The 22,293-nt window shown below is 64.7% G+C and carries 20 protein-coding genes and 1 pseudogene; 11 read left to right on the top strand and 10 right to left on the bottom strand.

Features of this window, described 5'->3' with window-relative positions; all coding sequences use genetic code 11:
• Positions 1-12 precede the first annotated feature (12 nt).
• The 3 genes from CQ12_RS19305 to CQ12_RS19295 are packed head-to-tail and all read left to right on the top strand — an operon-like array spanning position 13 to position 3,532.
• Complete coding sequence (locus CQ12_RS19305) at positions 13-1,056, top strand: branched-chain amino acid ABC transporter permease (RefSeq protein WP_057836883.1); 1,044 nt, start codon at positions 13-15, stop codon at positions 1,054-1,056.
• Positions 1,053-2,822 carry a branched-chain amino acid ABC transporter ATP-binding protein/permease gene (locus CQ12_RS19300; protein ID WP_057836882.1) on the top strand — a complete coding sequence of 590 codons (1,770 nt, stop codon included), beginning with the start codon at positions 1,053-1,055 and terminating at the stop codon, positions 2,820-2,822. The genes CQ12_RS19305 and CQ12_RS19300 overlap by 4 nt, the downstream gene beginning before the upstream one ends.
• Positions 2,819-3,532, top strand: coding sequence for an ABC transporter ATP-binding protein (locus CQ12_RS19295; RefSeq protein ID WP_156434967.1), 714 nt, complete (start codon positions 2,819-2,821; stop codon positions 3,530-3,532). Before CQ12_RS19300 ends, CQ12_RS19295 begins: the two co-directional genes overlap by 4 nt.
• Positions 3,533-3,637: 105 nt before the next feature.
• Here CQ12_RS19295 and CQ12_RS19290 read toward each other — a convergent pair.
• The 7 genes and pseudogenes from CQ12_RS19290 to CQ12_RS19260 all read right to left on the bottom strand — a co-directional run bounded on the left by CQ12_RS19290 (position 3,638) and on the right by CQ12_RS19260 (position 10,113).
• Positions 3,638-4,577: pseudogene (locus tag CQ12_RS19290) on the bottom strand (3-hydroxybutyryl-CoA dehydrogenase).
• A 32-nt stretch (positions 4,578-4,609) separates the two neighbouring features.
• A complete protein-coding gene (locus tag CQ12_RS19285) occupies positions 4,610-5,701 on the bottom strand; it encodes an NAD/NADP-dependent octopine/nopaline dehydrogenase family protein (RefSeq protein WP_057836930.1) in 1,092 nt (363 codons plus the stop codon).
• Positions 5,702-5,741: 40 nt separating this feature from the next.
• Entirely contained in the window at positions 5,742-6,389 is a 648-nt protein-coding gene (locus tag CQ12_RS19280) for a flavin reductase family protein (protein ID WP_057836880.1), read from the bottom strand.
• A gap of 9 nt (positions 6,390-6,398) precedes the next feature.
• On the bottom strand, positions 6,399-7,310 hold the full coding sequence (locus CQ12_RS19275) for a fumarylacetoacetate hydrolase family protein (protein ID WP_057836879.1): 912 nt from the start codon (positions 7,308-7,310) through the stop codon (positions 6,399-6,401).
• 10 nt (positions 7,311-7,320) lie between these two features.
• Positions 7,321-8,448 (bottom strand): cupin domain-containing protein, encoded by a 1,128-nt coding sequence (locus CQ12_RS19270; RefSeq protein WP_057836929.1) that lies wholly within the window; start codon positions 8,446-8,448, stop codon positions 7,321-7,323.
• A gap of 50 nt (positions 8,449-8,498) precedes the next feature.
• The gene (locus CQ12_RS19265) at positions 8,499-8,894 is read right to left on the bottom strand and encodes a RidA family protein (protein ID WP_057836878.1); all 396 of its coding nucleotides are present in this window, start codon (positions 8,892-8,894) and stop codon (positions 8,499-8,501) included.
• A gap of 43 nt (positions 8,895-8,937) precedes the next feature.
• Positions 8,938-10,113: an acyl-CoA dehydrogenase family protein gene (locus CQ12_RS19260; protein WP_057836877.1), complete on the bottom strand. Its 1,176-nt coding sequence runs from the start codon at positions 10,111-10,113 to the stop codon at positions 8,938-8,940.
• A 281-nt stretch (positions 10,114-10,394) separates the two neighbouring features.
• On the opposite strand from CQ12_RS19260, the gene CQ12_RS19255 reads away from it, so the two are divergent.
• From CQ12_RS19255 to CQ12_RS19225, 7 genes are read left to right on the top strand one after another with little or no spacing between them, the layout of a single operon-like run.
• Positions 10,395-12,557, top strand: coding sequence for a thiamine pyrophosphate-dependent enzyme (locus CQ12_RS19255; RefSeq protein WP_057836928.1), 2,163 nt, complete (start codon positions 10,395-10,397; stop codon positions 12,555-12,557).
• On the top strand, positions 12,554-14,098 hold the full coding sequence (locus CQ12_RS19250) for an indolepyruvate oxidoreductase subunit beta family protein (RefSeq protein ID WP_057836876.1): 1,545 nt from the start codon (positions 12,554-12,556) through the stop codon (positions 14,096-14,098). The genes CQ12_RS19255 and CQ12_RS19250 overlap by 4 nt, the downstream gene beginning before the upstream one ends.
• Positions 14,099-14,100: 2 nt before the next feature.
• Positions 14,101-15,063, top strand: a complete 963-nt coding sequence (locus CQ12_RS19245; RefSeq protein WP_057836875.1) for a PDR/VanB family oxidoreductase — start codon at positions 14,101-14,103, stop codon at positions 15,061-15,063.
• An 11-nt stretch (positions 15,064-15,074) separates the two neighbouring features.
• The gene (locus CQ12_RS19240) at positions 15,075-16,388 is read left to right on the top strand and encodes an aromatic ring-hydroxylating dioxygenase subunit alpha (protein ID WP_057836927.1); all 1,314 of its coding nucleotides are present in this window, start codon (positions 15,075-15,077) and stop codon (positions 16,386-16,388) included.
• Position 16,389: 1 nt separating this feature from the next.
• Positions 16,390-16,902 carry an aromatic-ring-hydroxylating dioxygenase subunit beta gene (locus tag CQ12_RS19235; RefSeq protein ID WP_083519370.1) on the top strand — a complete coding sequence of 171 codons (513 nt, stop codon included), beginning with the start codon at positions 16,390-16,392 and terminating at the stop codon, positions 16,900-16,902.
• Between the two features lie 6 nt (positions 16,903-16,908).
• Positions 16,909-17,643 (top strand): SDR family NAD(P)-dependent oxidoreductase, encoded by a 735-nt coding sequence (locus CQ12_RS19230; protein ID WP_198164199.1) that lies wholly within the window; start codon positions 16,909-16,911, stop codon positions 17,641-17,643.
• Positions 17,644-17,662: 19 nt separating this feature from the next.
• A complete protein-coding gene (locus tag CQ12_RS19225) occupies positions 17,663-18,190 on the top strand; it encodes a MarR family winged helix-turn-helix transcriptional regulator (RefSeq protein WP_057836873.1) in 528 nt (175 codons plus the stop codon).
• Between the two features lie 17 nt (positions 18,191-18,207).
• Here CQ12_RS19225 and CQ12_RS19220 read toward each other — a convergent pair whose 3' ends face one another.
• Positions 18,208-19,047, bottom strand: a complete 840-nt coding sequence (locus CQ12_RS19220) for a dienelactone hydrolase family protein (RefSeq protein ID WP_057836925.1) — start codon at positions 19,045-19,047, stop codon at positions 18,208-18,210.
• Between the two features lie 97 nt (positions 19,048-19,144).
• Here CQ12_RS19220 and CQ12_RS19215 point away from each other — a divergent pair, with 97 nt between their 5' ends.
• On the top strand, positions 19,145-20,074 hold the full coding sequence (locus CQ12_RS19215; protein WP_057836872.1) for a GlxA family transcriptional regulator: 930 nt from the start codon (positions 19,145-19,147) through the stop codon (positions 20,072-20,074).
• A gap of 2 nt (positions 20,075-20,076) precedes the next feature.
• Here CQ12_RS19215 and CQ12_RS19210 read toward each other — a convergent pair whose 3' ends face one another.
• Both CQ12_RS19210 and CQ12_RS19205 read right to left on the bottom strand, forming a co-directional pair.
• Positions 20,077-21,495: an aldehyde dehydrogenase family protein gene (locus tag CQ12_RS19210; RefSeq protein WP_057836871.1), complete on the bottom strand. Its 1,419-nt coding sequence runs from the start codon at positions 21,493-21,495 to the stop codon at positions 20,077-20,079.
• A gap of 31 nt (positions 21,496-21,526) precedes the next feature.
• On the bottom strand, positions 21,527-22,288 hold the full coding sequence (locus CQ12_RS19205; protein WP_057836870.1) for an SDR family NAD(P)-dependent oxidoreductase: 762 nt from the start codon (positions 22,286-22,288) through the stop codon (positions 21,527-21,529).
• Positions 22,289-22,293 lie beyond the last annotated feature (5 nt).

Below are 22,293 nucleotides of genomic sequence, written 5' to 3'. Positions count from 1 at the left end.
ACGGCCGACGGCATGACGGCAGACATCGCAGCGATCCTTGCGATCGACGGAATAGCGACCGGGGCGGTCTACGCCCTGGTCGCGATCGGCACCGTGCTGATCTTCACCGTGACGCGGGTGATTTTCATTCCGTTCGGCGACATTGCCGCCTTCACGGCGCTGACGCTGGCGGCGCTCGACGCCAAGCAGCTTCCTGGCACGGTCGGGCTGGTTGTCGTGCTGGCGTGCATGGCCTGCGCGATGGAAGTCGTCGCGCTGGCACGCGCCGGCGAGCTTCGTGCGGTGCCGAAGGCCGTCTTCGGCTATCTCATGTTGCCCCTGATTGTTGTCGGGATTGTCTGGCTGACAATGCGATTCAATCCGCCGATGCCGGTCCGGATCGTGCTGGCGCTGCTCCTGATCATGCCGATCGCACCGCTGCTGGACCGGATCGTGTTCCGTCCGATCGCCGATGCCTCGGTTCTGTTGTTGCTCACCGTCTCGGTCGCGCTTCACTTCGCGCTGGTCGGGCTTGGCCTGCTGTTCTTCGGCCCCGAAGGCGTCCGGACTGAGCCACTGACATCGATGGCGATAGAGATCGCAGGCGTTCACGTTTCCGGACAAACGGTGCTGATCCTCACGGCGGCGCTGGTGTTCAGCGGCCTGCTGTTTGCCTTCTTCGACTTCACGCTGATCGGCAAGGCGCTGCGCGCCACCGCCCTGAACCGCACCGGCGCCCGGCTGATGGGAATCAGGCCGGCACGGGCGGGAACCATCGCCTATCTCCTGGGGTCGCTGATGGCCGGCGTCTCCGGCGTCCTGATCGCGCCGGTCAACACCATCTTCTACGACTCCGGCTTCCTGCTCGGCCTGAAAGCCTTTGTCGGCGCCATCGTCGGTGGCATGGCCAGCTATCCCGGCGCGGCGCTCGGCGCATTCGGCGTCGGCATTATCGAGAGCTTCGCCTCGTTCCAGAGCAGTACGTTAAAGGACGTCATCGTCTTCTCGCTGCTGATCCCTATCCTGCTCTGGCGCTCGCTCGCCTCGCAGCATTCCGAAGAGGAAGTCGAGGAATGACACTGCAGCAGATCCGTCTCATCATTGCCGCTGTTATCGCCTGCCTCGTCGCGGCGCCGTTCGTGCTCAATCCGTTCAGCATCACCCTGCTGAATTACATCGGCATCTACTCGCTAGCAGCTATCGGGCTTGCGCTGTTGACCGGCGTCGGCGGCATTGTCTCGTTCGGCCAGGCGGCTTTCGTCGGCGTCGCAGCTTACTCAACCGCCTGGGTCACGGCGGTGAACGGTTATTCGCCATGGCTCGGACTGGTGCTGGCCGTCGTTCTGACCTGCAGCATCGCCGCGATCCTTGGATTCGTGACGCTGCGTCTGGGCGGCCACTTCCTGTCGCTGAGCACGGTCGCCTGGGGACTGGCGATCGCGTTCCTGTTCGGCAACATCGATGGCCTCGGTCAACATAACGGCATCTCGGGCATTCCGCCGATTTCGATCGGTCCGCTCGCCCTGGTCGAGAGCCGGCAGATCTATTTCCTGATCTGGGCCATAGTCGTGGCGGTTCTTTTCGTCTGCTACAACCTGCTCGACTCCCGCATCGGCCGCGCGATGCGCGCGCTCCGCGGCGGCAATACGCTGGTCGAAAGCCTCGGCATCAGCGCGTTCCAGATCAAGCTGGCGACATTCGTCATCGCTGCGTTCCTTGGCTCGCTGTCTGGATGGCTCTATGCCCATCTCGGCCGTTTCGTCAGCCCCGGACCGTTCGAAGCCGGCATGGGTATCGAATATCTGATGATGGCGATGGTCGGCGGCGCCGGCAGCATTCTGGGTGGCGTGGTCGGTGCTGCGATCGTCACGCTGCTGAAGAACACCGTGCAGGACTACCTTCCGCTGATCGCCAAGGGCGCCTCCGGCCAGCTCGAGATCGTGGCGTTCTCGGCGCTGTTCATCCTGTTCCTGCAGCGGGCCCGGCAGGGCATCGTCCCGTTCCTCGCAAGTTTCCTGCCTGATCTGAAGCAGTCGCGTCCACAAGCGGCTGATCCGTTGCCGCTCCGTGACAAACCGGAGCCCGGCACGCTCCTCCTCAAGGTGCGCGAGGCGCAGCGGCGGTTTGGCGGCCTCGTCGCCGTCAACAACGTCAGCTTCGAAGTGAAATCCGGCGAGATCCTCGGGCTGATCGGGCCGAACGGCGCCGGCAAGACCACGATGTTCAACCTGCTGACGGGCGCGCTGCGCGCGAACAGCGGCGAGATCGCCTTCGCGGGCCGCTCGATCACCCACGACCAGCAATTCCACATCGCCCGCGCCGGCATCTCCCGCACCTTCCAGCACGTCAAGCTGCGCCCGCGCATGACGCTGCTCGACAACGTGCTGCTGGGCACCTATTCCCGCACCAGGACGGGTCTGCTCGCCGGTGCCTTCCGCCTGAACCAGGCGGAAGAAGCCAGCGCCCGCTACGAGGCGCTGAAGCAGCTCGAGCGGGTCGGGCTCGGCGACAAGCCGTTCGAGCTTGCCGGCAACCTGCCGCTTGGCAATCAGCGCGTGCTCGAAATCGCTCGCGCCCTCGCCGCCGATCCGACGCTGCTCGTGCTCGACGAGCCGGCCGCCGGCCTGCGCCGCCAGGAGAAGCTCAAGCTCGCCGAACTGCTGCGGTCGCTGCGCGCGGAACACCTGACCATCCTGCTGGTCGAGCACGACATGGAGTTCGTGATGTCGCTGGTCGACCGCATCGTCGTGCTCGATTTCGGCTCAAAGCTCTGCGAAGGCGAACCGGCGGCGATACGCAGCGACGCCCGCGTCCAGGAAGCCTATCTCGGAGGTGTCGCGTGACACAGATGCTCTCGGTCGAGAATGTGTCGGTCGCCTACGGCAAGGTGGAAGCGGTACGGAATGTCTCATTGTCCGTCGAGCAAGGCCAGATCGTGACCGTGATCGGCCCCAACGGCGCCGGCAAGACCACGCTGCTGATGGCCGCCATTGGTCTGCTGAAGTCGACGGGACGCATGGTGTTTCAGGGCGCCGATCTCGCGAGGATCGACGTCGAGGGCCGCGTCGAGCGCGGCCTGTGCCTCGTGCCGGAAAAGCGTGAGCTGTTCGCCGACATGTCGGTTGCCGACAATCTGCTGCTCGGCACCTACAGCCTGCGCGATCGCTCGACGACGCGCAAAAGCCTCGACGACGTGTTCGACCGTTTTCCGCGGCTGAAGGAACGCAGCAAGCAGGCCGCCGGCACCTTGTCGGGCGGCGAGCGGCAGATGCTGGCGCTGGGCCGCGCGCTGATGGCGAAGCCGAAACTCCTGGTGCTGGATGAACCGAGCCTCGGGCTGGCTCCGCTGATCGTCCGCGAAATCTTCCGCACCATCGCCTCGCTGCGGAGCCTTGGCGTATCGGTCCTTCTCGTTGAGCAGAACGCCCGCGCCGCGCTGGAGACCGCGGATTACGGCTATGTGCTGGAAACCGGCGAGATCATCCAATCCGGCCCAGCGGACACGCTGATCCACGACCCGAAGCTGATCGCGGCCTATCTCGGCGGGCATTAGAGCGACCAAGGGCGGACCAAAATTGCGAAAACAACCCCATGCAAGGTAGAAATGGGGCCTCGCATCGTCCTAATACACCAGACCTAGTCGCGAGGACAGCGCGCGTTACCCGACGGGTTCGCGCGCAAGGCCCATGGCCCGAAGCGCCGACGCAAAGGCCGCAAGGCGCTGCTCGCGGTAGGCCGCCTGGTCGACGCCTTCATAGTTCATGAAGCCCTGTCCGGTCTTCATGCCGATGCGCCCCTCCCGCATATTGGTCTCGATAATCGGCGGTGCGGCGTAACGATTGTCGCCCAGCGCGTCGGCCAGATAGCGGCTGGCATGATACAGGATATCGCCGCCGCCCCAGTCGATGAATTCGAGCAGGCCCAGCACCGCGAAGCGGAATCCGAAGCCGTAGATCACGGCCTTGTCGATATCTTCCGCCGAGGCAACACCCTCCTCCACCATGCGGGCCGCTTCGTTCATCGCCAGCGACTGAATTCTGGGAACGATAAAGCCCGGCCGCGCCGCGCAGACCACCGGCACCTTGCCGATGCCTTCGAGCAGCGTCTTCATCCGCGTCGTCGTCTCCGGCGCGGTGAGCCGCCCGGGGGACAATTCGATCAGTGGCACGAGATAGGCCGGATTGAGCCAATGAGCATTGAGGAAGCGGCCGGGGCGCTCGATCGATCCCGCGAGATCGTCGACGAGTATCGTCGAGGTGGTTGAGGCAATGATCGGGCCCTCGCCCGCCAGCTGCGAAGCCTCGGCCAAAGCCTCGCGCTTCAGTTCAAGGATCTCCGGCATTCCTTCGAAGATCACATCGCAACGCGGCAACGCCGCAGCCGCCTCCTGCCGAGGCACGATCGTGACTCGCTCGGCAATTCTGGACACAAGCTCCGGCGGCAGCAGACCGATCCGCGAAAGAATTTCGAGCGTCGAGCGGATCTCAGCCTTGGCCTCCGCCGCTAACGCCTCGAATCGACGCTTCCCGTTCCTTGAAATCGATGACGACAACCTCGTGTCCGGCGAACGCGAACACGACGGCAATGCCGCGCCCCATGCGGCCGGCGCCGAGGCATCCGATGACCGGCTTCATCGAAAGCCCTCAGTCAGAAGAGTCTGCAATGCAGCCCGGTCAAGCTCGCCGAGACCGAGCGATGAGAGGCTGCGGCCCGTCACCGCAAAATCCTCGCCGGTGATGGCGGAACCGATCGCGAGGAACGCCTTGACGAGCGGCGTCCGCACGCCCATGAGACCTGCTACGGAAGCGAGGAACGACAGGCCGAGACGCAGATCTTCCAGCATGTAGCGGTGCTCAACAAGAATGAGCCGCTCGGACCAGTCGCCGGAATCCGTAAGCTGGTCGTGCGCGTCGCGCGCATACATCCAGGGTTCGCCATCCTTGGAATAATGGTTGGCGAGGGGGAAATGCGGCGCTCCGTAACCAAGCGCCTCGCGGATGGCAATGCGTTCGGCATCGAGCGCGTCGGTGACGCGGCGGATCGCCGGCTGCGTTCCTTCCTTGTGGATGTCCCACTTCTCGAAATGTTCGATCGGGCCGGCATTCATGGTGATCAGCGGCGGATGGATGATCGGGCCGGCATTCATCAGCGCGCCCGACAGCGCGTCGCCGCAGGGCTCGATGGCATTCGGAAACGCGCGCTCGATCACATCAAGCGCGTGCGGGGCAAGCCGCAGCGGAAATACTCCGGTCGGCAGCCGTGCGCCCCTGCCCGAGATGCGGACCGCATAGGGACCTTGCTTCCGCGCCAGCCACGGCAACGTCCCCGTCTCGGCGGTTGCGATCTCCGCGCGATTACCCGCGTCGTTCGCGGCGCGGGCGAAGACGTAGGAGCCGAACGTGCCGGGCGGCAGAAACACGACCTGGCCGTCGCGCAAATGCGGCGCGGCCAATTCCGCAATGGCAGGCTGCGCGAATGCAGGCGCCGGACACAGGATGAGATCGGCGGCTTCGATGGCTTCCGCGATCGAAGACGTGATCGCCGCGAGCTTGGCATCACGGCGCCCCGATCGATCGATGACCGTTATCGTGCCGCCCTGCGCGCGATGCGCCTCGACGTCTTTCGAATCTCGACGCCACAGCCGGACCTCGTGGCCGGCCAACGCAAAGTCACCAGCGGCCGCGAACGAACCGTTTCCTCCACCCAACACTGCGATCTTCACGATATCCTCCGCTTCGTCGGCCAACGCATCGGAAATCCTGTCACGCAGGTTCCGCCTTGGCGCTCTTGCTCTGCCAGGCCGCCCAGGTCGGCCGATCAATCTGGAACAGGTCGCTGGAGCGCGCATACCAGCCGCTGCCGTGCATACGCGCGATCAGGTGCAGCGCCTGCGTATCGATGTGACAGCGCTCCTTATCCAGAATCACGGCATCGTCGACATGGGCGCGGAGCACGCGGCCGATGACGGCGGTCTGCCGCGGCCCCGTCACCAGCGACGTGAGCACCCGGCATTCGAACGACACCGGCGATTCCGCGATGCGCGGCGGACGCACCGCCTGCGAGGCAGCCGGCGTCAGTCCGGCCAGCTTCAGTTCGTCGATCTCCGGCGGCGCATCGATACAGGTGATGTTCATCGCCTCGGCGTTACTCTCGGCGACGAGATTCACGACGAATTCCCCGGTATCGAGGATGTTCGCTGCCGTGTCCTTGAACCGTTCCGAGCCGGCCAGCAGCCCGATCGCAACGGTAGGCGGCTCATGCCCCATCACGTTGAAGAAGCTGAAAGGCGCGGCATTGATCACGCCGCTCGCGGAGAGCGTTGTGATCCAGGCGATCGGCCGCGGCGTCACCGTGGCCGTCAGGATCTTGTAGCGGTTCTGCGCTTCCAGCGTCTCCATGTCGAAGATCATGGCAGCCTCTCAGATCGCCACCACCGGGTGACGCAGCCGGCCGATGCCGGTTACTTCGGCTTCCACCACATCGCCCGGCCACAGCCATTCCTGCGGGCTCCGCCCGGCGCCAACGCCCTCCGGGGTACCTGTCGCAATGATGTCGCCCGGCTCCAGCGTCATCGCGGCTGAGATGTCCGCGATCAGCAGCGGCACCTTGAACAGCATGTGGCGTGTGTTGGAGCGCTGCTTCTCGACGCCGTTCACCGTCAGCCAGAGATCGAGCACGTGCGGATCGGTAATTTCGTCTGCGGTGACGATGCACGGCCCGAACGGCGCGTAGGTGTCCTGCCCCTTGGAATAGATCCACTGGCCGGCGCGGCGATTGTCGCGAGCGCTGACGTCGATCATCACGCTGTAGCCGAACACGAAGCCGAGCGCGTCCGCCTCCGACACCCGCCGCGCGGTCCGTCCCATCACGACCGCAAGCTCGACTTCCCAGTCGAGTTGCTGCGTGATCGCCTTGTTGTGATGAATGGCTTCGTCCGGCCCGATGACGCTGGTCGGCGGCTTCGAGAAGATGATGGGCTGTTTCGGCAGGTCCTTCGCGGTATCGAGGGCGCGCGACGATTCCGCGACGTGCTCGACGTAGTTCAGGCCGATGCCAAAGATGTTCTTGCGCGGACGCGGGATCGGCGCCAACAGCCTGACATTCGCCAGCGGCAATGCGGCGCCCACCGGCCAGCCATCCTTGCCCTCGTTCAATATCTTCTTGAGCGCCGCCAGCGCGGGCGACCCAAGATCGATGAAATCGAGCATCGATGACGGAAGCGAAATCCCGGCATGCTGACCGGCGTCCTCGACGTCCACAACGAGATCATCGACAACCGCGCCAAGACGGGCTGCAGCCTCAACGGTGCTGCGATAAGTGACCAGACGCACTGCTGCTCTCCTAGGATACGAGCGGCTGGCGGCCGCCATTGTCGCCGAACGCTTCCTCGCGATAGAGGCCGAGCGCCTGCATCACCGGCAGATCGTTAAAGGTGAACAGGCAGGCGTCCTCACTGGCGGAAGCGTTGACATGCTCGTGCCAGGCCCAGGAGGGCACACAGAAAATGTCGCGCTCCTTCCAGTCGAAGCGCTTGCCGTCGATGATCGAGTAGCCGCTTCCCTTGGCGACCTGATAGATGAAGCTGCCGGTGTGCCGATGCGCGCGCGTGCTCTCGCCCGGCCGCAGCATCTGCATCGACGCGCCGATCGTCTGCATCACCGGCCCGCCGGTCACGGGATTCACATAGTTCATGAGAACGCCGTCATACGGCGAACCGTCGGTGGCCTTGCCGTAGCGCTGCAGCGCCTCGTAGGTCGGGCCCCACTCATACTTGAGCAAGGGTGAATATCCCTTGGACCATTCGGCGCCGGCAGGTCGCAGGCCGGGGCTTCCCCAGGTGTGCGTCATGTCGTCGACGGGATAGCCGACGCTCTGCTGCAGGTCGGGATGAACCACGTAGAAATTGGCTTCGAGCGTGTTGACCAGGGGAATGTCGAGGCCGTCCTGCCAGATGCAGGGCGTGCCGTCGCTGGAGACGCCGTGTTCGTGCCAGGTGCCGTTCGGCGTCAGCACAAAATCGTTGGCGCCGAGCGTCATCTTGTGACCGTCGACGATGGTGTAGGCGCCCTCACCTTCCATGATGAAGCGAAGGGCGGAAGCCGAATGGGCGTGGGCGGAAGCGACCTCGCCCGGATGCATCACCTGAAGGCCGGAATAGAGCCAGCCGACGGCGGCAGCGTGGTCGCGGCGGCCAGGATTGTTCAGATAGATGACGCGGCGTCCCGCCTTTTCGGGCGACACCAATTCGACGGAGCGCAGCACATGCGCGCGGAGATCTTCGTAGCGCCACAGCACCGGAACGGAGGATGATTTGGGCTGCCAGGGCTCGATCTTGTTCGCCACCGTCCAGAGCGCGCCGGCTTCCAGCCGTTCGAGTTCGTCGTAATAGGCGAGCAGTTCCGGCGTATCCTCGACATTGGCCCGTCCGGCCACGTCCTCCCGGTGGTTTTCACGAGCTTTCGTTGCCATGCCGCCCTCCTGTGAGTTGGCGCCGTTCCCGGCATCGCCTGTCAATTCATCTAGTCAGGTATCATCGCAATCGCCTGGATCTCGACCTTGGCGCGATCCTCGACCAGCCCCGAAACCTGCAGCGCCGTCATGGTCGGAAAGTGGCGGCCCATCACGCTGCGGTAGGCGACGCCGATTTCCTTCAGGCGCGCCGAGTATTCCTTGCGGTCGAGCAGGAACCAGGTCATCGACACGATATGCTCGGGCGCAGCACCGCCGGCGCGCACGACCGCATCGACATTCCTGAGCGTCTGGCCGATCTGCTCCACCAGATCGTCCGACTCGAATTGGCATTGTTCGTTCCAGCCGATCTGGCCGGCGATGAAAATCATCTTGCCGCGGGCGGCGATGCCGTTCGCATAACCGCTCGGCGTGGCCCAACCGGGCGGCTGCAAGACTTCGAACATTTCTTAAACTCCCGTAGCAGAACGCGACTGGACGGCCGTACGGCTAGATCGCCTTCAGGACGTCGCGTCCGATGATCAGTTTCTGGACTTCGGTCGCGCCTTCATAGATGCGCAACGCGCGAATTTCGCGATAGAGCTGTTCGACGATCTCGCCCGAGCGCACGCCGCGGCCGCCGAACATCTGGACGGCGCGGTCGATCACCGCCTGGGCGGCTTCCGTCGCAACCATCTTGGCCATCGCCGCTTCGCGCGTCGTGGAAGCCTTCTGCACGTCGCGCCGCCAGGCTGCCCGATAGGTCAGAAGCGCGCTGGCATCGACATCGGCGGCCATGTCGCCGAGGGTAGCTTGCGTCAATTGCTGGTCACCCAGCACCCCGCCGAACATCCGCCGCGTCTGGGCATGCACGACGGCCTCATCCAGCGCGCGGCGGGCAAAACCCAGCGCGGCGGCTGCGACCGATGCACGGAAGATGTCGAGCGTGCGCATCGCGATCTTGAACCCTTCGCCCGGCGAGCCCAGCAACCGGCCCGCCGGAATCCGGCAGCCCTCGAAACGCAGCGTCGCCAGCGGGTGCGGCGCCATCACGTCAATGCGGTCGGCAATCGAAAAGCCGGGATCATCAGGCAGCACCACAAAGGCCGAAATGCCGCGCGCACCCGGCGCCTCGCCGGTTCGCGCGAACAGCGTATAGACGTCGGCAATGCCGCCGTTGGAGATCCAGGTCTTCTCGCCGTCCAGGATGTAGTGGTCGCCTTCGCGCCGGGCGCTGCAGGCCATGGCGGCAACGTCGGAACCGGCTTCCTTTTCCGACAGGGCAAAGGCCGAGACCCATTCGCCGCGCCGCGCCTTCGGCAGCACGAGCGCGCGCAGTTCGGGCGAACCGGCAATCGCCACCGCACCGGTGCCGAGCCCCTGCATCGCAAAGGCGAAGTCGGCAAGCCCGCTGTGCCAGGCCAGCGTTTCGCGGGCGATGCAAATCAGCCGGGAGTCGATCACCGCATCGGGCTGGTCGCCCGCAACGGATGCCTCCAGCAATCCGGCGGCACCCAGCTTGCGGACCAGCGAACGGCAGGTTCCGTCGACGTCATGGCCATGCGTATCGCCGAGGTCGGCGGCAAATGCATCGAGCGCGGCAGCGTATTCGCTGTGGCGGGAATCGAAGAACGGCCACGCGAGGTGTTCGCGCGACGGCCCGCGTAATGGCGAAACCGGGGTCATGCTAGTCTCCCGCAAAGGCCGCTTTTGACGCACGCCGCCAAGGGCAGCGCACCTCAATAATGTTTCATGGCTAAAATATCCTGTCAAGCGAGCCGCACGCCCGTCTGAAGCGCGGCGGCTGCGCACCAAGCCTACGAAATAGGCTAAAACATGCGCACAAATGCGCGAGCGTCGGTTTTGCGGCCTGTGAATGCGCAAGCCCGATTGACATCATTTTTGTTTGATGTCTAAAATTATATTCGGTCAGCCGGGAGTTCCGGACCGGGGCCTTGGAGGCGAGCATGGCAGAACGCTCTTTCGCGCGCGAGGTCGAGGACCTCAAGCTCGGCGCCGGCCAGGAATTTCGCGGCGAAGGCATCCTTGCCATCACAAAAGCCCTGCTTGAATGCGGCGTCAGCTATGTCGCCGGCTACCAGGGCGCGCCGATCTCGCATCTGATGGACGTGCTTTCGGACGCGCAGGATATCCTGTCCGACCTCGGCGTGCATTTCGAATCCAGCGCCAGCGAGGCCACCGCTGCTGCGACGCTCGCGGCGTCGGTGATGTATCCGGTCCGCGGCGCCGTCACCTTCAAGGCCCCGGTCGGCATCAACGTCGCGTCCGACGCGCTTGCCAACCTCACTTCAGGCGGCGTGACCGGCGGCGCGCTCATCATCATCGGTGAGGATTACGGCGAAGGCTCCTCCATCATGCAGGAGCGTTCGCACGCGTTTGCGATGAAGTCGCAGCTCTGGCTGGTCGATCCGCGGCCGAATGTGACCTCCATCGTCAAGGCCGTGCACGATTCCTTCGAACTGTCGGAGGCATCGAACACGCCCGTGATGCTGGAGGTGCGGATACGCGCCTGCCATGTCCACGGCCGCTTCGCCACCCGCGACAACGTCCGCCCCGCCTTTCCGCTTTCCCGCGCGCTGGACCAGCCCTCGCGCGACACCAACCGCATCGTGCTGCCGCCGGCCTCGTTCCTGCACGAGAAGGAGAAGATCGAGCAGCGCTGGCCCGCGGCGGTCGAATTCATCCACGCCCGCGGCATGAACGAGACGTTTAGCGGCGATATCGACGATATCGGCATCATCATGCAGGGCGGCATGTATAACGGCGTCATCACGGCGCTGCGCGAGGCCGGCCTTGCCGACATCTGGGGCGAAACGCGGGTGCCGCTCTATGTGATGAACGTGACCTACCCGATCGTTGACCGCGAGGTGATCGAGTTCTGCCGCGGCAAGAAGGCCGTGCTGATGGTCGAGGAGGGTCAGCCCGAATTCATCGAGCAGGCGCTGCACAAGATCCTGCGCAACGCCGACATTCCGGCCAAGCTGCACGGCAAGGACCTGTTTCCGATGGCCGGCGAGTACACCGCGCAGGTGATGGGCGAGGCGATCGGCGCCTTCATCCGCCGCTGGCGTCCGGACGCGCTGTCGGATGCCGCGCGCGCACCGAACATCGATCGCACCGAGGTCGATGAGAAAATCCGCGCACTCGCGACCGTCGTGCCGCCGCGGCCGCCGGGCTTCTGCACCGGCTGTCCGGAGCGGCCGATCTTTTCCGCGATGAAGCTGGTGGAGAAGGAGCTCGGCCCGCATCACATCGCCGCCGATATCGGCTGCCATCTGTTCTCGATCCTGCCGCCGTTCAATATCGGCGCCACCACCATGGGCTACGGGCTCGGCCCGGCCTCGGCTTCCGCCTTCAACGTTCCCGCGAGCAAACGCTCGATCTCGATGATGGGCGACGGCGGTTTCTGGCACAACGGGCTGACCAGCGGCGTCGGCAACGCCGTCTTCAACCAGCACGACGGCGTGATCGTCGTGGTCGACAATTATTACTCCGCCGCGACCGGCGGCCAGGACATCCCCTCCTCGCGCGCCGACAACCGTTCGCGCTCGACCAAGCATCCGATCGTCGAGGCGGTGAAGGGTGTCGGCGCCAAATGGGTACGCCAGATCGATCGCACCTACGACGTCTCGCGGATGCGCGACACGCTGCGCGAGGCGCTGACGACCGAGGAGAAGGGGCCGAAGATCATCGTCGCCTCATCGGAGTGCATGCTGAACAAGCAGCGGCGCGTGAAGCCGCTGGTGGCGGCTGCCGCCAAGCGAGGCGAGCGCATCGTGCGCGAGCGCTTCGGCGTCGATGAGGACGTATGTTCCGGCGACCATGCCTGTATCCGCCTGTCCGGCTGCCCGTCGCTGTCGGTGAAGCCGACCAGTGATCCGCTGAAGGACAATCCGGTCGCCGCCGTCGACAATAGTTGCGTCGGCTGCGGCCATTGCGGCGAGGTCGCGGACGCCGCCGTGCTGTGTCCCTCCTTCTATCGCGCCGACGTCGTTTCCAACCCGACCGCGTTCGAAGCGCGTCTCGACCGCTTCTGGCAACGGATGATCGGCGCGTTGCAGCGCTGGCGCGCAGGACGTCGCGTCATGTTCGAGCAGGAGGCGGCATGAACGTCTCTGTAGCCCCCTCTTCCGTTGGACTGAGCCAGGCACGGCCCATCACAGTTGCGGTGCTGGCAATGGGCGGCCAGGGCGGCGGCGTGCTGGTCGACTGGATCGTGGCGCTCGCCGAACGGCGCGGCTGGTTCGCGCAGTCGACCTCGGTGCCCGGCGTCGCCCAGCGCACGGGCGCCACGATCTATTACATCGAGATGATCGCGCCCGACGCGAGCAAGCCGGAGCGGCACCCCGTGCTGTCGCTGATGCCGGCGCCCGGCAAGGTCGACATCGTGATCGGCGCCGAATTGATGGAAGCCGGCCGCGCCATCCTGCGCGGGCTGGTCTCGCCCGATCGCACGCTGCTGATCGGTTCTTCGCATCGCTCATTGGCCGTGATCGAGAAAACCGCGCCCGGCGACGGCACCGCCGACGCGTCGCAGGTCTATGAAGCGGCGAACGTCGCCGCCAACCGCTTCATCGCGTTCGACATGGCCGAGATCGCCGAAGCCACCGGCAGCGTTGTCTCCTCGGTGCTGTTCGGCGCGCTCGCGGGCTCCGGCGCCCTGCCCTTTGCGACCGAGGATTTCGAGGAAACGATCCGGGCCGCCGGTGTCGGCGTCGATGCCAGCCTGCGCGCCTTCACCGCCGGCCGCGAGCGCGCCGTCGCTACGCTCAAGCAGGATCCGAAGATCAAGCCCGCCGCGAAGCCGCCGCTTGCAAAGCGCTTTCCGCGTCTCGAACCGATCGGCCATGCCGGCTATGATGCACTGGTCGCGCGGGCGCGGCAGTTGCCGGAAGAGGTGCACGGTATCGTCGCCGCCGGCCTGCAACGCGTCGTCGACTATCAGGATGTCGCCTATGGCGGCGAATATCTCGCCCGGCTGGAAGCGATGCCGCGCGAGGCCCCCGGCCTGATGCAGGCCTTTGCCAAATATCTCGCTGTCGCGATGGCCTATGACGACGTCATCCGCGTCGCGGATCTCAAGACGCGCGCGGGACGGTTCGACCGGGTGCGCCGCGAGGTGCGGGCCGGCGATAACCAGGTTCTCGCCATCACCGAGTTCTTCCATCCGCGGATCGAGGAAATGGCGGGGCTGCTGCCGCCGCGTCTCGGCGAAAAGGTCGAGCGCAGCGAACGGCTCGCGCGGCTGATCGACCGCGGACGGAAACTGCGCACGACCTCGCCGTTGGCGTTCCTGATGCTGTACGGCGTCGCCGGCCTGCGCCGCTTCCGCCGCCGCACGCTGCGCCACGCCCGCGAGATGCGTCATCTCGACCAATGGGCGCAGCGTATCCGGAAATTCGCAGCGAGCGATGTCGCGCTCGCGACCGCGGTGTGCGAGGCCCGCCGTCTCGTCGGCGGCTATTCGGACACGCATTCGCGCGGCGAATCGAAATTCGACAAGGTCATGCTTGCGTCAGAACGCCTGGCCGGCCGGCCCGATGCCGCAGAATGGGTGCAGCGGTTGATCAAGGTCGCGCTGAAGGACGCCGAGGGCACTGAGCTCGACGGCGCGTTGCGCACCGTCGAGACATTGTTTGAGGACGCCTGAGGATGGACCAATTCGAAGTCGTGGTGTCGAAGGCCGAGGCGCTCACGCCGCGCATCCGTGAGTTCGTGCTGGCGCGCGCCAATGGCGCGCCGATGCCGGGCTGGGCCGCCGGCGCCCATATCGACATCCATCTGCCCGACGTCGGCCGGCGCTCCTATTCGCTGATCGAAACGGCGTCACCGCGCGCGACCGAACATCCGACCGCCTATCGCATCGCCGTGCTGCAGGAAGGCAAGAGCCAGGGCGGTTCCACCTTCATGCACGGCCTCAAGACCGGCGACCGCCTGACGATCTCGCCGCCGGCGAACAATTTTCCGCTGCATGCGAGCGCCGGCGAAGTCGCCCTCGTCGCGGGCGGCATCGGCGTGACGCCGCTGCTCACCATGGCCTGCGAACTGAGCGCGGCGAAACGCCCGTTCTCGTTCTATTACGCCGGACGCAGCCGCAGCGAACTCGCCTTTCTCAGCGAGATCGAGCGGCTGACCGATGCCGGCGCGACCATCCATGCCGACGAGGAAGCCGGCGGCTTTTTCGATCTCGAAGGCCTGATAAACCGGCTCGCGCCCGAGGTGCCGCTCTATCTCTGCGGCCCGCTGCCGATGATCGAAGCGGCCATCGCGCTGGCGAAACGAATGAACTGGCCGGCGGGACGACTGCATTTCGAAATCTTCAGCGCGCCGGAAGAAAAATCCGGCGACGCCAGTTTCGAGGTCGAACTCAAGAGCAGCGGCCGCGTCTACGAAATTCCGGCCGGCAAGACCATCCTCGATGTGCTGATCGAGGCCGGCGAAGACCCGATGCATGACTGCAAGCGCGGCGATTGCGGCATCTGCCAGACCACTGTCATCGAGGGCATCCCCGATCATCGCGACTACATCCTGAGCGACAGCGAGAAGGCGTCGAACAAGGTGATGCAGATCTGTATTTCGCGCGCGAAGACCAAGCGACTCGTGCTCGACCTGTGAAGGAGGAACGCATGACCCGATATGCCGGCAATGCCGCGGCGCTCCGCGGCCTGGTCCGCGACCAGGAGGTTCACCGCGACGTCTATGTCAGCGAGGAGGTGTTCCAGCTCGAGATGGAGCACATGTTCCCAAACAGCTGGGTCTATGTCGGCCACGACAGCCAGGTCCCCAACGCGGGCGACTATTACGGCACCACGATCGGCACGCAGCCGATCCTGCTGGTCCGCCATACCGACGGCACGGTGAAGGTGCTGCACAACCGCTGTCCGCACAAAGGCACACGCATCACCTCCGAGACCTGCGGCAACACCGGAAAGTTCTTCCGCTGCCCCTACCATGCCTGGAGCTTCAAGACCGACGGCTCGCTGCTCGCGATCCCCCTGAAGAAGGGCTACGAGAACACCGGCTTCGAGCAGAGCCACGCCGCGACCGGAATGGCGCCCGTGCGCCATGTCAGAAACTATCGCGGCTTCGTGTTCGCCAAGATCAACGACGGCGGCCTCGATTTCGAGGAGTTCTTCGGCGAAAGCCTGTCGAGCTTCGACAACATGATCGACCGTTCGCCTGTCGGCCAGCTCAAGGTCGCCGGCGGCGTGCTGCGCTACATGCATAATTGCAATTGGAAGATGCTGGTCGAGAACCAGACCGACACCTGCCATCCGATGGTGGCGCACGAATCCTCCGCCGGCACCGTTGTCGAGGTCTGGAAGAAGGCGCCGCCCGGCACCAGGAAGCCGATGGCGGTCGAGATCATCGCGCCCTTCATGAGCCCGTACGAGTTCTTCGAGAACATGGGTATTCGGATCTGGGACAACGGCCACGGTCACACCGGCGTGCACCACTCGATCCATTCCGACTATTCGGCAATACCGGGCTATTTCGAGAAGATGACGGCGGCCTATGGCGAGGAACGCGCCAAGGCGATCCTCGGCGAAAACCGGCACAACACCGTCTATTTCCCCAACATCATGATCAAGGGCCCGATCCAATTGTTGCGGCACTTCAAGCCGATCGCGGCCAACAAGACCTTGGTCGAATCCTGGACCTTCCAGCTCGTCGATGCGCCGGACATGCTGCTGGAGCGCACGCTGATGTACAACCGGCTGATCAACGCGCCGACTTCCATCGTCGGCCATGACGATCTCGAAATGTATGAACGCGCGCAAGAGGGCCTGCACTCGAATGCCAATGAGTGGGTGAATCTCCAGCGCCTCTACAGCCCCGATGAAGCCGGGCAGACCAACGTGGCGGTCAACGGCACCAGTGAGTGGCCGATGCGCCACCAGTTCCGGGCCTGGACCAAGTTCATGACGATGGGGATGTGACATGAGCATGGTCGCTGAAGCTCCCCTGAAGAATGCAGTCCCCACCGACCAGGAATTGATCGACTTCGTGGTCCGCGAGGCGCGGCTGATCGACCAGCAGCGCTTCGACGAATGGCTCGATCTCTACGCCGACGACGCCTTCTACTGGATGCCGCTGGAATGGAATCAAACCGATCCGCGGCTGACCTGCTCGCTGATGTATGAGGACAAGCTGTTGCTCTCGATCCGGGTCGAACGGCTCAAGGGCGCGCGCACCTTCAGCCAGAAGCCGAAGAGCCGCTGCCATCACGTGCTGCAGACGCCGCAGGTCGATTCGCGCGACGCCGCCGCCAACAGCTACGTCACCTGGACCCCGATGCATTATGTCGAGACCCGGCTGGAAGAGCAGACACTCTATGCCGCCTGGGCCACGCATCATATCAGCGTCGAGAACGGCAGGCTGAAGATCAAGCTCAAGCGCGTCGACCTGATCAATTGCGATGCTGCCTTCGGCAACATCCAACTCTTCATGTGAGGAATGATGGGTGCTCTCCACCATACGGCGATCGTGAGCGGCGGCAATACCGGGATTGGCGCCGCGATCGCGCGCGGTCTCCTCGACGAGGGCTATGACGTGATCTCGCTGTCACGGCGCAAGCCCGACTGGAGCCATCCAAAGCTCACCTCGCGCGAGGTCGATCTGCTCGATGCGACGGCGACGCGGCAGGCAGCGGCGGAACTCGCCGCCAATTTTGCCATCACCCATGTCGTGCATAATGCCGGCGCTATCAGAGCCAAGCTGCTGGAAGAGGTCGACGACGAGGACGTCGGCGCTTTGGCGCAGCTCCATTTCGGCGCAGGGATCGCGCTGGCACAGGCGGCGCTGCCGAACATGAAGCAGGCCCGCTTCGGCCGAATCGTGCTGCTGTCTTCGCGCGCCGCGCTTGGCGCCGCCACGCGCACGGTCTATTCCGCCACCAAAGCCGGCATCATCGGCATGGCGCGAACCTGGGCGCTGGAGCTCGCGCCCTTCGGCATCACCGTCAATGTCGTCGCGCCCGGCCCGATCGGCGATACCGAGATGTTCGAGAGCGTGATGTCGCCGGAATCCGAACGCGCCAAGAAGCTGGCGCAATCGATTCCGCTCGGCCGCCTTGGCAAATCCAGCGACGTCGCCCGCGCGGTTACCTTCTTCAGTTCACCGGATGCCGACTTCATCACCGGACAGACGCTGTATGTCTGCGGCGGAGCCAGCATCGGGTCGATTTCCATCTAGCATCGCGAGACGCCAGCCCATGGATGCCACAGTCAAACGAAAGGCCCGGTCGGCAAAGGGCGCTCGCGTGCCGCCGCTGCGGCCGGTCGAGCCGGCGCATGAATCCGACGGCGCGCATCTCGAACTGCGCATCTGGCTGCGGCTGCTCTCCTGCGCCACCCGGATCGAGAAGGCGCTGAACGCGCGACTGCGCAAGGAGTTCAACACCACGCTGGCCCGCTTCGACTTGCTGGCGCAGCTCACGCGCAAGCCCGAAGGCGCGACCATGTCCGAGGTCTCAGAACTGTTGATGGTCTCGAACGGCGCCATCACCGCGCTGGTGCAGAAGCTGGAAGCCGACGGCCTGATCCATCGCGAGGTCGATTCCGAGGACCGCCGCACGTTCCGTTTGCGCCTGTCGCAGGAAGGCGCCAGGGAATTCGGCCGGATGGCGCGACGGCACGAGGAATGGGTGATTGCGCTGATCGGCGAGCTGTCACCGGTCGCACAGTCGGACCTGCTGCAACATCTGACCCTGCTGAAGCGTCGCCTCGACAAGCACACCTAATGCCCGCCCTTCTGGCACTATGAGCCGAGTCCACCTCGCAGCGTTGCGAGCCTGTGTTTGAAGAACGCCAGGATCTCGTCGCGCGCGGCGATCGTCGGCTGGCCGGCCTCGTCGATCAGGTGCGCGGTGACGACGCTGTGCGGCGTCGTCACGTGGCGCGCGAAGAACGGCGCTAGATCGGTATTCGCCGCATTGTCCGGCAGCACACGGCCGATGAAGCGGTCACCGAGCGCTTCCGTGTAGGCCGCAAAGCGTTGCGCCATGCAGAACTTGTCGCCCTCGAAGCGATAGGCCATCACCGTCAGATCTTCCCGTTCGAGCCGCTCGCGGACGCGCCTAACTTCGTCAGGCGCGATTTCGATGCCGGCCGGATCGTTCAGCGGCAACGACGGCTGCGATAGCACCGGCGCCAGCATCGATGGCTCGAGCATCATGGTCAGCGCGAAATTTCCGGTAAAGCACATGCCGATGGCGCCGACACCGGGACCGCCGCACTCGCCATGCGCCAATCGCGCCAGCGACCGCAACCACTTCGTCACCGGACTGGATTGGTTCGCGGACAAGGCGCGAAACTCCGCGCTCACACAGGCGCGCTGAAACGCCGCAGCGCCCTCCTCGGCGCCTGGAACGGCGCCGTCGCGGCCGAACAGCGACGGCATGTAGACGGTGAAGCCGGCATCGCGAACCCAGCGGGCAAACCGCGCGACATGCGGGCTGATGCCCGGCATCTCCGTCATCACAATCACGGCTGGCCCCGCGCCTGCGACATAGACGACCTTGGTGACATCGTCGAGCGAGATGTCGCGGCGCGTGAAATCCTCGAGCGGATCGTCGTGTTTCATGGACCGTTTCGACATCGGCGCATTTCCCTGATTGATGGTCTGGAGGGCATCGTTGCGATTTCGCGGCCGACGGTATAGTGTCAAAAATGACATTTATCGGGTATCTTTTGACATGACAAAAGTCGCCGTCGTAGAGATCGAGGGCTGCATGGCGTCGAGTGCGGCGATCACCCACGACGTCATGGCGACTGCCAACCAGATCAGCGGTACGAAACGCGTTCGGCCATTCAAGGTGACGACCGTGCGCTGCGGCGCCCGCCGCAGCGATGTCAATCTGCGAGGGATAGAACTCGTGATCGTCCCTGGTCTCGGCACGCCGTCGGCGGACGAACTCGAGAGCAAGTTGAAGAGCCCGGCATGCCGGCGCGCGGGCGACATGCTGACCCGCGCGTTCAACAACGGCGCCATGCTCGCCGCGCCCTGTGCCAGCACCTTCCTGCTGGCGGAGACGGGCTTGCTCGATGGCCGGCGGGCGACCACGACGTGGTGGTTCGCGCCGCTGTTTCGCCAGCGCTATCCCCGCGTCGAACTCATGACGGAGCAGATGGTCGTCGCCGATTGGCCGATCGCGACCGCCGGCGCGGCCATGGCGCAGATGGACCTGATGCTCGCCGTCGTCAGCCGGTTCGCCGGACCGCGCCTAGCGAAAGCCTGCGCCAACTTTCTGCTGCTGGATGAGCGGCGCTCCCAGGCGCCATTCATGGCGATGACCTATCTGGCGGGCCAGGACCCCAAAATTGCCAGGGCCGAGCAATGGGTGCGTGACAACATCGCGCGCGACTTTGCGATCGAGGAACTGGCCGCAGCCGTCGCGCTGGCGCCGCGGACATTTGCCCGGCGAATGGCGGCGATCTGCGGCGTTTCACCGATTCAGTTTGTCCAGCGGATCAGGCTGGAGACCGCGCGATTGCTGCTGGAGACCACGCGGCTGCCGGTAGATGAGATCGCCCGGCGGGTCGGATATGCGGAGCCGTCCACGCTGCGCCGGCTGATCCGGCGCGATACCAAACATCCGCCCGGACATTTCCGTCCCGTCGCCTGATCCTAGTTGCCAAGGATGGCCTTTACTTCGAGATATTCTTCAAACCCGAACACCCCGAACTCGCGCCCATTGCCGGATTGCTTGTAGCCGCCGAACGGCAGGCTGCGGTCGAAGGGAGCACCATTGAGATAGACGCGCCCAGTGCGGATGCGATTGGCGACGCTGCGAGCGCGATCCGCGTTCCTGGACTGCACGAAGCCCGCCAAGCCGAACGGCGTGTCATTCGCGATCTCGATCGCTTCGTCCTCGCTGTCATAGCTCATGATCGACAGCACCGGACCGAAGATCTCCTCCCGCGCAATCTTCATCTGCGGCGTCACGTCGCCGAAGACGGTCGGGCGAACAAAGTATCCGCGATTGACTTCGGCAGGCCGCCCGGTGCCGCCGGCCACCAGCGTCGCCCCCTCGTCCACGCCCGACTGAATCAGGTTCTGAACTTTCTGAACCTGCGCCTGGCTCACCAGCGGCCCCATGTTGGATGCGGGATCGAGCGGGTCTCCCAGGCGAATCGCATCGACCGCCTCGCGCGCCGCAGCGAACGCCGCTTCCCGCTGCGCACGCGGGATCAGCATGCGCGTGGGAGACTGGCAGTTCTGGCCGGCGTTCGTGTAGCAGGCGTGAACGCCCTGAATCACGGCGGTCTTCAGGTCGGCATCTGCCAGGATGATGTTGGCGGATTTTCCACCCAGTTCCTGCGCGACGCGCTTGACCGTATCTGCCGCAAGCTTGGCCACCCTGACGCCGGCCGCCGTCGATCCGGTGAAAGACACCATGTCGATCGCGGGGTGGGCGGCGATCGCCTCGCCCACCGTGGGCCCGTCGCCATTGACGAGATTGAAGACGCCCGCCGGCACGCCGGCGGCATCAACGATCTCGGCGAACAACATCGCGCTGAGCGGCGCGATCTCACTGGGTTTCAGGACGACGGTGCAGCCGGTCGCCAGTGCCGGCGCGACTTTTGACGCAACCTGGTTCAGCGGCCAGTTCCACGGCGTAATCAGTCCGCAGACACCGATCGGCTCGCGGCGGACGATGCCGCTCCCCATCCGCTCCTCAAACTTGTATTGCGCAAGAACGCGCGCCGCTTCCTCGAAATGAAACAGCGCAACCGTTGCCTGACGCTCGGTCGCAAAGGTGATGGGCGCGCCCATTTCGAGCGTCATCATCCGCGCCAGTTCAGGCAGGCGCGCACTGAAGCCTTCGATGATCTTCTGCAGCCACGTCAGACGTTCTTCGACGCTCGTTGCCGAGTATGTCGCGAATGCGCGGCGTGCTGCCTTGACGGCGCGATCCACATCCCGCCGCGAGCCCAGGCTGATCTGCGCAAAAATCTCCTCCGTCGCGGGGTTGACTATTCCGAGTGTCGACGGAGCAGCCGGATCGACCCAGGCGCCATCGATGTAGAATTTCAGTTTTTCCATCGTTCCTTTTCCGTGGCGCAGTTCTCGCGCCCTAGAGGTGCCTGCCCTCATCCACCGGCAGCACAATTCCCGTCGAACTCGTCAGGTGAACGATGCAGGCAACCACCGCCCGTGCGACATCGTCCGGCGTGGTGACGTGTGCCAGCGGCAATCTCTCAGCGGTCTTTTGCAACTGTTCGCGCGTTCGGCCGGCGACAAAGTCCGTGTCCACGCCGGCCGGCGAGACCGAGAACACGCGGATGCGTGGCGCAAGCACTTTTGCCAGCGCGATCGTGAGCGCGTCGACACCGGCCTTTGCAGCCAGATAGGCCAGGCTGCTGCCGATGCCTGTTCGGGCCGCAATGGATGAAATGTTCACGATGGCTGCGCCGTTGCCGCGTTCGAGCAAGGGGCGGAAGGCGCGGACCATCGAGAATGGGCCGCGCAGATTGAGCCCGACGGTTTTGTCGAAGATCTCGTCCGTCAGTCCCTGGAGATCATTGCCGGGCACCGGTGTCGTGGCGTCCCCGCAATTGACCAGCACATCGAGCCGTCCGTACTGCCTATCCACCGCCGCTGCGGCCTCGGCGACGGAAACCGGATCATCGATCGCAATACGCATGGCGTGATGCCGCTCGCCCTGCAGTCCGCCGATCACCTCTTCGGCCTGATCTCGGCGGCTGTTGTAGCCGACCACGACGGCGGACCCCATGTCAGCAAGGCGTGCCGCGGTGGCCCTGCCGATGCCGCTGTTGCCGCCGGTGACGAGCGTAACCTTCGGAAGCGACAGCGCAGGAATTTCAATGCTCGTCATTGACC

It is taken from the genome of Bradyrhizobium jicamae (assembly GCF_001440395.1).
Lineage (GTDB): Bacteria > Pseudomonadota > Alphaproteobacteria > Rhizobiales > Xanthobacteraceae > Bradyrhizobium > Bradyrhizobium jicamae.
Note: the sequence above shows the minus strand (reverse complement) of the source record. Positions and strands in the feature narration are given on the sequence as shown.